The sequence below is a fragment of the Nocardioides sp. genome (assembly GCF_031422975.1).
GTDB lineage: Bacteria > Actinomycetota > Actinomycetes > Propionibacteriales > Nocardioidaceae > Nocardioides.
Genome location: NZ_JANPEO010000297.1, coordinates 1 through 10692 on the forward strand (window position 1 = coordinate 1; position 10692 = coordinate 10692).

Here is a 10692-nt window from a genome sequence, read left to right on the forward strand (position 1 = left end):
CGAACAGGTGCAGGCTGCGCAGGGAGTAGCGCAGCTCGTCGCGGTTGCGGAACCGCGCCTGCCCGGCAGCCTCCTGGCGGGCATCGGCGCCGTCGCGGGCCGCCCTGGCAGCGCTCCACTCGGGGTCGTCGCCGTCGACCCAGGTGTAGACGACGTCGATCGGGAACGCCACGTCGAACGGGGTCGGCGCCGCCATCAGCTCCAGAGTTGGCACCCGGACGCCTACGACCGAGACCTCGGTCGTCGCGGTCCCGGGCGGGACGGACTGGGTCCACCGGTTGGGACGCGGCGCCACCAGGGTGCCGTCGGGCAGCCGGTCCCAGAACTCGATCTCGACGCCGGCGTCCTCGCCGAGGAACGAGCGCCGGCCCTCGCTGCGGGGCCAGGGCTCGAGCACGATCCGGTTGGGTGCCGCGTTGTGGAGCACCGCGACGAGGTCGCGTGCGGGCAGGCGGCGTACGGGCCAACCGCGATCGCCGGGGTCCAGCAACGAGAAGTGGTCGGGCACCTCGGCGAGCGCGGCCAGGACCGCGGCCCGGTGGGCTGCTGGGACGACGACAGTCGGCGCCGGACGGTCGTGCGTCGGGATGACGAACCACCCGGGACCGGCGCTGTCGGCGGCGGTGATCGCCAGCCGGAGCGCCTCGCCACGGGCCTCGAGCGGGGTGATGGCCCGTTCGGGGATCGGCATCCCCTCCCGGGTGAACGGCACGATATCCATGGGAGGGATGGCTCGCCCTCCCGGCGTGTCGCGAGCCATCCCGCCCATGGATATCCGGGTGAAGAGGGCCTCCCACTCCGCGGCGATGGTGTCGGCGTCGTAGCGACGGGAGGCGGCCAGCGCTCCTTCCCCCAGCCGGGTCAACAGCGACGCATCGGAAGCGACCTCGTGCAGCGCGGCAGCCAGTCCGGCCTTGGCCCCCGCGCCGACGAGGAGCCCGCTGACGCCGTGCTCGACCAGCTCGCGCGGCCCGGACGGGCAGTCGTAGCTCACGACCGGGACACCTGCCGACATCGCCTCCTGGGCGACGAGCGGGAAGCCCTCGGTCTTCGAGGAGAGCGCGCAGATGGCGGCGTCGGCCCACTCGGGGGCCATGTCGCTCACCGCACCGGGGAGCTCGATCCGGTCGGCGAGCCCGACCTTCGCGGCGTGCGCGATCAGCTCTGCTCGCAGCGGCCCGTCGCCCAGGATGCGCAGCCGCCAGCCCGGAAGCGCGTCGGCGACCTCCCCGAACGCCCGCACCAGGTGGATGAACTGCTTCTCCGGCACGATCCGGCCGGCCGTGACGATCGTCTTCGACGTCAGCTCCGAACGCGGCTGTGGGGCAACGGGCAGCGGGTTGGGCATCACGACGAGCTCCGGCGCCGCGGCTCCGAGCTCGGCACCGAGCCAGGCCGCCGTCGACTGCGTGAGCAGGGCGACCGCGGCCACCCGCGGCGCGAAGGCGAGCAGCGGCTCCATGCCGCCGACGCGGTCGGCCGAGGACCGGTGCTCCTGGTGGAGCACCGCCGTGTCGGCAGGCAGGAGCTGGACGGCTGCGGCCATCAGGGCCGGGGTGACGGTGACGACGAGATCCACGTCGAGGTCGGCCAGGGCGGCCATCGCGTCGTCGGTCAGCGCGGAGAACTGACTGTCCCAGCGGGTCGGCACCAGCCGCGAGGGCCGCTTCGCGCGCGGGTCGTCTCCCCGCGCGTCGGCGAGGTGGTCCACGCCGACCGCGGGGTCGATCCAATAGTGCGGCGCATCTGCGGTGCGCATGACGGAGATGAGTCGTACGTCGATGTTGCCGCGACGGGCGAGGGCGTTGGCCTGCGTGATCGTCGACCTCGACGTACCGCCCATGCCGTCCACGTTGAACACGAGGAACGCCACCGACAGGCGAGTCGAGCGGCGCAGGCGCTGGGCGAGCTTCACGCCGCAACCCTAGGGCTCAGAATCCGGTCACGCCTTCGCCGCCGCCGGCCTGCTCGTCGAAGTTCTCCTGCTCGAGCAGGTGCAGCACGGGCACCCCGAGCTTGCGCCGGGCGCGCGAGGTCCAGTCGACGTGGAAGAACTCGGCCACGAGGTGGGGGCGGGTCAGCACGATCACCTCGCGTGCGTCGACCTCGCTCACCTTGGCGACGAGAGCGTCGACGGGGGGTTCGGACGTCACGGCGCCGCTGACCTTGCCGCCGGCTGCCTCGATGGCCTTCAGAGTCTTGGCGAGATCGGTCGAGGAGCGCTCGCGGCACTCCTCGCGGACGGCATCGAGATCGGCCTCGCTCATCACCATGGCCGGGGCCGCCATCACGTCGCCGGCGCCGAGCGTGCCCAGCGAGGCCTCGATCCGCGCCGCCGCGTCCTCCAGGGGGAGGAGCACGTGGTAGATGACGGGGTCCTTGATGTCGCTGTGCAGCGATCGCACCTGCCTCGCGTCGCCCACGGACAGGGCCGCCTCGACGAGCAGGACGACGTCGTAGGTGCCGACGCCGTCGAAGATGTTGTCACTCATGGTGCATCGCCCCTTGTGTGGTTGTCGGATCCGCTCAGGACTCTAGCGAGGTCATAGCTGACCGGTTCCTCCAGTTGCTCGTAGCCGCACGACTCGGGGTCGCGGTCCTCGCGCCAGCGCTTGAACTGCGCGGTATGGCGGAAGCGTCGGCCCTCCATGTGGTCGTACTTCACCTCGAGCACCCGCTCGGGGCGCAACGGCGTGAAGGCGAGGTCCTTGCCGGCGCTCCAGCGGCTCTGGGTGCCGGGGACGCGGTCGGGGTTGGCGGTCAGGAACTCGCTCCACCTGCCCCACGGGTGGTCGCCGATCGGGCACACGAGCGGCTGCAGCTCCTCGATCAGCTCCGCGCGCCGGGCCGCGGTGAAGCTCGCGCTCACGCCGATGTGCTGCAGCTCGCCATCGGCGTACAACCCGAGCAGGAGGCTGCCCAGGAGCGGCCGCTCGGGGGTCGACGTCTTGTGCTCGCGATAGCCGGCCACGACCACGTCGGCGGTGCGCTCGTGCTTGATCTTCAACATGGTGCGCGCATTGGGCTCGTACGCCGCAGCGAGCGGCTTCGCCATGACGCCGTCGAGCCCAGCGCCCTCGAAGTCGGCGAACCACTGTTCGGCCTCGGCGGGGTCCAAGGTGGTCCGCGTCAGGAAGCAGGGACCCGCGAGCCCGCCGAGCGCCGTGGTCATCTTTGCCCGGCGCTCGGTGAAGGGCTTGTCGAGGTAGGTCTCGTCGCCCAGCGCGAGCAGGTCGAAGGCGACGAAGCCGGCCGGGGTCTTCTCCGCGAGCATGTCGACGCGGCTCTTGGCCGGGTGGATCCGCTCCTGCAGGACCTCGAACTCCAGGCGGTCCCCGATCGCGACGAAGAGCTCGCCGTCGAGCACGATCCGCTCCGGGAGCTGCTCCCTGATCGCGGCCACGACCTCGGGGAAGTAGCGCGTGAGCGGCTTGGTGTTGCGGCTGGTCAGCTCGACGTCGTCGCCGTCCTTGAAGACCAGGCAACGGAAGCCGTCCCACTTCGGCTCGAAGGAGTAGTCGCCCTGCTGCGGCACGCCCTTGACGGCCTTGGCGAGCATGGGCTGGACAGGCGGCATCACAGGCAGGTCCACACGGTTGAGCCTAGCCCTGAGCGTGGCCTTAGGCTTGGCCGCACATTCCCCGATTGGTCTGCCGGCAGGGCCCGCCTGACTTTGAATCAGGATTAGCGACGTAGGTTCGACTCCTACTCGGGGAGCAAGTTGTTTGCAGGTCAGCGCGGTGTGGTCGTCGAGGCAGATCTGCAACAGAGGTCTAGCGGGCTGCATGCGTGCCACCGTTTCGTTCAAGACCTGTGGGGGAACCGCACGCACCGCGGCTATGAGCGCGCACCGCATGAGCGGACGTCCCGGGGCGGCGATAAACTCGCCCGGCCGTTCACCGATGATGGACCCTGTGGAGCACCAGCAGACCCCGCAGTCGGCCGAGGGTGGGGCGAAGGTCATCACGCTCTGCGGCTCGACCAAGTTTGAGGCCGAGTTCGCGGAGGTCAACCAGTGGCTCACGATGGATGGTTGCGTCGTGATCAGCCTCGGAATGTTCAGCCTCCCCGACCTGCCGGGCTACGACTGGACAGCCGACAGTTCGGACCTGAAGGGGCGGCTCGGCGACGTGCACTTGCAGAAGATTCGCATGGCTGACGAGGTGTACATCGTGGATCCGGGTGGCTATGTAGGTGAGTCAACCCGACGGGAGATTGCCTACGCGGAGTCCCTCGGCAAGCCGGTTCGGTATCTGAGTCGCGAGCGTGACTACCTCAAGTAGCACTGAGACCTATGACTCAGTCGGAGTAGACGTCGAAGGCGCGATCGGATGGGCGCGTACTCGAGCCGGTGAGCCGACTCCTTCGGGGTCGGGTGCGCCCGGCTGCGGGCCTTCGGTTGCGGTGGCAACGAATCCCTGTACGGCTTCAGGGGTCGTGACCTTCTCGATGGCTGTCCCGGGCGCGACCTCCTCAACGGCTCGCCGAGACGCGACCGGTGCGTGAACGGCGAGAAGCTCACCAGTGCGAGGTACGGCGGTGAGGCCTCGACAGCGCGGAAACGGCGAGCCTCTGCCCGGGCCGCGTGTCAGGGTGAGGCGCGTGCCCCTGACGACGTACGACGACATGCTGGCCCGCGTGCGGATGTTGATGGCCGGGTCGGCGAGACCGCCCGTGGTCGCCATCGCCGGCCATGGTGGTGCGGGTAAGACCACGCTGGCGAGGCGTCTCGCAGCCGACCTCGGGGTTCACGAGGACCAGTTGGTGGGCACGGACGGTCTGTATGCCAGGACCGACACGGCGCAGGCGCCGATGTGGGAGCTCCACGACTGGGCAGCGCTCACCGGCCTGCTGAGCCAGGTTCGCAGTGAACCGACGCCACGGCGCCTGAGCTATCGCTATCGGTGGTACGACGGCCAGGAGGGTGACGTCGACGAGCCGATGCCACCGGCGGTGATCGTCGAGGGCATCCGCGTGATCCGCCCGGAGACGTTGCCCCTCTTCGACCTCGCGGTGTGGATCGACCTGGACCCGACGATCGCGGCTGAGCGGGCGAAGGCGCGCAACGTCGCGCAGGGCGACTCGGCGGCCGAGCTCGAGCTCTGGGACACCAAGTGGGTGCCGGAGGGCGTGGAATACCAGCGGCTGGTCCGCCCCGAGGCGTTGGCGCATGTCATCGTGCGCGCGGGCGGCGTCGCCGACTGAGTCCGGTGGCCGCTCGCGTAGACGCGCGGACATTGGTCGCCCGGCGACGCGCACGTCACGCTCAGCGGTGGCGGGTGTTCAGACCATGGTCCGCGCGTCTACGCGACCCGGGGGAGAAGGGCGGTCACTCGTCGCCCGTCAGCACGAAGGACCGGAGCCGGTCGCCGGCGAACCAGACGCCGCCGACGGTCACGGCCAGGGACGCCAGCAACGCCCAGGTCAGGTTCACCGGGCTGTCCAGCGACGACGAGACCGAGTGCCCGATCTGGATCCCCCACTGCGCGACGCTGAGCCAGGCGACGCCGCTGAGGAAGCCACCGGCGAGACCCTCCCAGATCAGCACGAAGATCAGGCCGGCCACGACGGCGTGCCGGGTGAAGGCGGAGAGGGCGAGGAAGAGGGCCGAGTAGGTCGTCCCGGCCGCGAGCGCCGCCACCAGCCAGCCCACCGACTGCGAGCCACCGCCGGCGACGAGGCTGGCGATGAAGACGCCCAGCGAGCCGACGACCAGCGTCGCCGACCAGGCGACCAGCCACTTCGAGATCGCGATCGCGTGCCGGCTGACCGGCTTGGACAACAGGTAGACGATCGAGCCGTCGTCGACTTCGGGCCCGAGCACGGACGACGCCGCCAGGACCGCGACGAGCGGCAGCACGAGCGGGTAGCCGAGGAAGCTGATCATCGGCCAGGCCGCGTCGGGGTCCGACGACAGCGTGCGGATCAGCGCAGTCAGCCCGATCAGGGCCAGGGGCAGAGCGAGCAGCAGCCAGATCCGCCGCCGTCCGAGCAGTGCCTGGAGCGCGAGCCTGATGATGGTCCCGTTCATGACGACACCTTCATCGGTCCACCAGATACGCGAAGACGCTCTCCAGCGACTCGTCGCTGGGGGAGAGCTCGAACAGGGTCAGGTCGTGGCTGCGCGTCAGCGTCGGCAGCTCCGAGGCGAAGGTCCCCAGGTCGCTGACCTGCACGTCCAGGCCGCCCTGGGGGCGCAGGCTGACGGACCGGACGGCGGGCCGCGCGATGAGTACGGCGGCGAGCGCGCGATCGTCGCTGGAGGTGATCGAGTAGCGGACCGGCCGATCGGTCATCAGCCGGCGGATGGCTCCGAAGTCGCCCGAGGCCGCGTGCCGACCGGAGACGACCACCTCGATGTGGCGAGCGAGCCGCTCGACCTCCTCGAGGATGTGCGAGCTGAAGAGCACGGTGCGGCCGTCGTCGCCGAGCTGGTGCAGCAGCTCCATCAGGTGCATGCGTTGGCGCGGGTCGACGCCGTTGAAGGGTTCGTCGAGCAGCAGCACGGTCGGGTCGTGCACCAGGGCGGCGGCGATCTTGATCCGCTGCCGCATGCCCTTGGAGTAGGTGTCGATCCGCCGGGCAGCAGGCTCGACCATGTCGACGACGCCGAGGATCCGATCGGTCGCAGCAGCCGCGTCCGGCAACCGGTGCAGGTCGGCGTTGGCGCGCACGAACTGTCGCCCGGTGAGGTAGCCGAAGCTCAGCTCGCGCTCCGGCACCAGTCCGATCTGGCGATAGATGTCGGTACGGCGCCAGACCGGCTCGCCGTCGATCGTGACCGTCCCGGAGGACGGCGGTAGGAAGCCCGCCATCATCGCAAGCAGCGTCGTCTTGCCGGCGCCGTTCGGTCCGAGCAGGCCTGTCACGCCGGGGCCGATGGTCATGGTCACGTCGTTGACCGCCACCACGTTGCCGAACCAGCGCGAGACCTTGTCCAGGACGAGCGCGCTCACTTCGACCCCACCTTCACGAAGCGGCGCACGAGCAGCGCCAGACAGACCGCCCAGATGACAACCGCGGTCGCGAGGTAGGCGATCGGCCACGCGCCGGTCAGCGCGATCGTGGCACGGCCCCCGGCTTCCCACGCCTCGGCGAGCCCGTTGTGCAGGGTCCACGGCGAGAACAGCCCGGCGACCTCACCGACGGTCTCGATGCCTTCGAAGTCGGCGATCCCCTGGACGATCAGCACCACGCCGGACACCACGATCAGCACCACGATCGAGGCCACCACGGCGAAGCCGCGGCGCAGTGCCCAGGCGGAGATGAGGCCGGTGATGCCGGCGAGCACCGCGGCCAGCAGCACCTGCAACGCCACCGACCGGAGGAAGACCGGTGTCTCGGCACCGGTGTCGAGGCCGGCCAGCAGGCCGCCGAGGTACAGGATGATTGTCGGTGTCAGCGTGAAGACGAGGATCGCCGTGGCCAGCGACGCCCAGCGCGTCAGCGCGAACAACGTCGAGGACAGCGGACGGGCGAGGTAGAGCACGATCGAGCGGTGCCGCAGGTCGCGGGAGAAGAGCACCGGCGCCTGCGCAGCCGCGAAGAGGGTCACCAGCATCTGGATCTGGCTGAGGTAGGCGGCGTACGACACCGGCAGGCTTTCCAGCCCGATCATGGTGACGACGCCGACCACGATCACCGCGGGCAGCACGCCCAGACCGAGCAGCAAGAACGGCAGCACCTTCGACCGGCCGGACCGGCCGAGGCCGAACGCGTGCCGGACGCCGGTGGCGTAGAGGCTCAGGACCAGCGCCCGAGTGCCCTCCCGGGGGCCGTCGTAGCCGCGGTAGCCGATGTCATGGATGACGCCGGTGACCTCAAGCGGACGATCAGACACGGGCTGCACCTTCGGTCAGGAAGACGTCTTCCAGGTGGGCCTGGTCGGGCTGGATCCGCACCAGCCCGAGGCCGAGATCAGCGGCGGCGTCGCGCACGAGATCGTGTACGGCGAGGTGCGCGGGTGGCGGATCGATGGCGACCAGCGATCCGCGTGGGCGACACGACAACCCGGCCCTCGCGAGCGACTCCCCGAGCCGGTCTCGCTCCGCGTCGCCGCCGAGCACCTCGACCAGCAGCCCACCGGTCCGCTGGGTGAAGTCGGCCGTGGCCGAGGAGCGCAGGAGACGGCCACCGTCCAGGACGATCACGTGGTCGCTGACCTTCTCCAGCTCGCCGAGCAGGTGCGAGGTGACCAGGACGGCGATGCCGAAGTCGCGGCCGATCCGCTGCACGAGGTGGAGCATGTCCACGCGGGCGGCCGGATCGAGGCCGTTGGTGGGTTCGTCGAGGAAGACCAGCCGGGGGTCGTGAACGAGCGCCTGCGCGAGCTTGGCACGCTGCTTCATGCCGGTGGAGTAGCCACCCATCTGCCGATAGCGCTCCTCGTCGAGGCCGACGTGGCGCAGGATGTCGGCTGCCCGCTCGCGGGCGACGGTCGCCGGCAGACCGGACATCCGCCCCATGTGCACGACGAAGTCGCTGGCGCTCACGTCGGGGGGCAGGCACTCGTGCTCGGGCATGTACCCGACCAGTTGGCGGATCTCCGCGCTCTGGGTCGTGATGTCGTGGCCGAGGACCGTCGCCTGCCCGCTCGTCGGCTCCAGGAGGCCGAGCAGGATCTTGATCAGGGTCGACTTGCCGGCGCCGTTGGCTCCGACGAGTCCCGTTACGCCCGCGCCGACGGTGATGTTCAGCGCGGTCAGCGCCTCGATCTCGCCGAAGCGCATGGTCAGCGCACTGGTCTCGATCACCCGACCCTCGCTCGCCATCACCTCCGCCACGCTAGCGGCCGTGCCGGCGATCGCCCATCGGGGATGCCCCCGAGTCGACACCTGACACACTGCGGACATGGACAACCTCACCGTGATCGTGCTCGCCGCCGGCGGCGGCACCCGCATGAAGTCCAAGACCATGAAGGTGCTGCACCCGATCGGCGGACGCTCGATGATCGGGCACGTGCTGAACGCCGTGCAGGCGATCGAGCCGCAGCGGATAGTGGCCGTGATCGGCCACCAGCGCGAGCAGGTCGGGCCGCACATCCAGGCCCTCGTGCCCGATGTCGTGCTCGCCGTACAGGAGACGCAGGAGGGGACCGGGCACGCCGTCCGGGTCGCGATCGAGGCGGCGGGTACGACGACCGGCACCGTGATCGTGGCGGCGGGGGACACGCCCCTGCTGCGCGGGGAGTCACTGCGGGAGTTCGCCGCGGAGCACGAGGCGGCACAGCGCGCCGTCAGCATCCTCTCCGGCATCGTCGCCAACCCCTTCGGCTACGGCCGGATCATCCGCAACACCGAGGGTGACGTCGAGGCGATCGTGGAGGAGAAGGACGCGACGCCCGAGCAGCGCGAGATCGCCGAGATCAACTCCGGGATCCTGGCCTTCGACGCGGCGTTCCTGCTCGACGCGCTGCCGCGCCTGCGCAATGACAACAACAAGGGCGAGTACTACCTCACCGACACCGTCCAGCTCGCCCGCGACGCCGGCCTCACCGTCGGTGCGCACACCATCGACGACGTGATGCAGACCGAGGGCGCCAACGACCGGGTGCAGCTCGCCGAGCTGGGGCGCGTGCTCAACGAACGCATCGTCGCCCAGTGGATGCGCGACGGCGTGACGGTGATGGATCCCGCGACGACGTGGATCGACGCAGACGTGCAGCTCGCCCCGGACGTGACGATCCTGCCGGGCACCCAGCTGCTCGGCGCCACGATCGTCGCCGAGGACGCCGTGATCGGGCCGGACACGACCCTCAAGGACTGCGAGATCGGCGCCGGCGCCCGCGTCGTGCGCACCCACGGCGAGCTCGCGGTGATCGGGGACCGGGCCACCGTCGGCCCCTTCTCCTACCTCCGCCCCGGCACCCAGCTCGGGATCAAGGGCAAGATCGGCGCCTTCGTCGAGACCAAGAACGCCCAGATCGGCGACGGCGCCAAGGTGCCGCACCTGTCCTACGTGGGCGATGCGGAGATCGGCGAGGGCACCAACATCGGCGCCGGCACGATCTTCGCCAACTACGACGGCATCAACAAGCACCGCACGGTCGTGGGCAGGCAGGCGCGCACCGGCTCCAACAACACCTTCGTCGCCCCGGTCACGATCGGCGACGGCGCCGGGACCGCCGGCGGCACGACGGTACGCCGCGACGTACCCCCCGGAGCGATGGCCGTCAGCAGCGGTCCCCAGCGCAATCTGGAGGGCTGGGCGCAGTCGAGACGACCGGGCACCCCGCAAGCAGACGCCGCCTCACGCGCGGGTGAACAGCAGGTGTCTCAGGACACCGACCCCGGGGTTGGGGCCGACGCCGAAGGTGGGACACAATCGTGAGTATCGGCCCGTACATCGGCCAGGCCCCGCCCCGCACCAAGGAGTCAAAGCTCGTGACCGGTTTGAAGAAGACCACCGAGAAGAACCTCATGATCTTCAGTGGCCGGGCGCACCCCGAGCTCGCCGACCAGGTGGTCGACATCCTCGAGTGCGGACTGGTGCCGCAGTCGGCCTACGAGTTCGCCAACGGCGAGATCTACGTCCGCTACGAGGAGTCCGTGCGCGGGTGTGACGCCTTCGTCATCCAGAGCCACACGTCGCCGATCAACGAGTGGATCATGGAGCACCTGCTCATGGTCGACGCGCTCAAGCGCGCCTCGGCCAAGCGGATCACGGTGGTCATGCCCTATTACGGCTACTCGC

General features: G+C 70.0%; 11 protein-coding genes and 1 tRNA gene. 5 read left to right on the plus strand and 7 right to left on the minus strand.

Annotated elements, in window-relative coordinates; all coding sequences use genetic code 11:
* The 3 genes from RMO85_RS08940 to RMO85_RS08950 form a co-directional block, all read right to left on the minus strand.
* Positions 1 to 1915 (minus strand): Stealth CR1 domain-containing protein (locus tag RMO85_RS08940; RefSeq protein ID WP_310528377.1); only part of this gene is annotated, 1915 nt, incomplete at its 3' end.
* Positions 1916 to 1931: 16 nt separating this feature from the next.
* Complete coding sequence (locus RMO85_RS08945; protein ID WP_310528378.1) at positions 1932 to 2492, minus strand: hypothetical protein; 561 nt, start codon at positions 2490 to 2492, stop codon at positions 1932 to 1934.
* A complete protein-coding gene (locus RMO85_RS08950; protein WP_310528379.1) occupies positions 2489 to 3592 on the minus strand; it encodes an ATP-dependent DNA ligase in 1104 nt (367 codons plus the stop codon). Before RMO85_RS08950 ends, RMO85_RS08945 begins: the two co-directional genes overlap by 4 nt.
* A gap of 46 nt (positions 3593 to 3638) precedes the next feature.
* Between RMO85_RS08950 and RMO85_RS08955 the strand changes: the two genes are divergently transcribed.
* The 3 genes from RMO85_RS08955 (at position 3639) to RMO85_RS08965 (ending at position 5205) form a co-directional block, all read left to right on the plus strand.
* Positions 3639 to 3717: transfer RNA gene (locus tag RMO85_RS08955), tRNA-Gln, on the plus strand.
* Positions 3718 to 3914: 197 nt separating this feature from the next.
* Complete coding sequence (locus RMO85_RS08960) at positions 3915 to 4283, plus strand: hypothetical protein (protein WP_310528380.1); 369 nt, start codon at positions 3915 to 3917, stop codon at positions 4281 to 4283.
* A 319-nt stretch (positions 4284 to 4602) separates the two neighbouring features.
* The gene (locus RMO85_RS08965; protein ID WP_310528381.1) at positions 4603 to 5205 is read left to right on the plus strand and encodes a hypothetical protein; all 603 of its coding nucleotides are present in this window, start codon (positions 4603 to 4605) and stop codon (positions 5203 to 5205) included.
* 124 nt (positions 5206 to 5329) lie between these two features.
* Here RMO85_RS08965 and RMO85_RS08970 read toward each other — a convergent pair whose 3' ends face one another.
* The 4 genes from RMO85_RS08970 to RMO85_RS08985 are packed head-to-tail and all read right to left on the minus strand — an operon-like array spanning position 5330 to position 8771.
* Entirely contained in the window at positions 5330 to 6031 is a 702-nt protein-coding gene (locus RMO85_RS08970) for an ABC transporter permease subunit (protein WP_310528382.1), read from the minus strand.
* A gap of 10 nt (positions 6032 to 6041) precedes the next feature.
* Positions 6042 to 6956, minus strand: coding sequence for an ABC transporter ATP-binding protein (locus RMO85_RS08975; protein ID WP_310528383.1), 915 nt, complete (start codon positions 6954 to 6956; stop codon positions 6042 to 6044).
* Positions 6953 to 7840, minus strand: coding sequence for an ABC transporter permease (locus RMO85_RS08980; RefSeq protein WP_310528384.1), 888 nt, complete (start codon positions 7838 to 7840; stop codon positions 6953 to 6955). Before RMO85_RS08980 ends, RMO85_RS08975 begins: the two co-directional genes overlap by 4 nt.
* A complete protein-coding gene (locus RMO85_RS08985) occupies positions 7833 to 8771 on the minus strand; it encodes an ABC transporter ATP-binding protein (protein WP_310528385.1) in 939 nt (312 codons plus the stop codon). Before RMO85_RS08985 ends, RMO85_RS08980 begins: the two co-directional genes overlap by 8 nt.
* Positions 8772 to 8850: 79 nt before the next feature.
* Here RMO85_RS08985 and glmU point away from each other — a divergent pair, with 79 nt between their 5' ends.
* Together glmU and RMO85_RS08995 are read left to right on the plus strand one after the other, a co-directional pair.
* Positions 8851 to 10329 carry a bifunctional UDP-N-acetylglucosamine diphosphorylase/glucosamine-1-phosphate N-acetyltransferase GlmU gene (gene glmU / locus RMO85_RS08990; RefSeq protein ID WP_310528386.1) on the plus strand — a complete coding sequence of 493 codons (1479 nt, stop codon included), beginning with the start codon at positions 8851 to 8853 and terminating at the stop codon, positions 10327 to 10329.
* An 89-nt stretch (positions 10330 to 10418) separates the two neighbouring features.
* Positions 10419 to 10692, plus strand: a 274-nt coding sequence (locus RMO85_RS08995) for a ribose-phosphate pyrophosphokinase-like domain-containing protein (RefSeq protein WP_310528387.1), incomplete at its 3' end; no start/stop codon positions are given.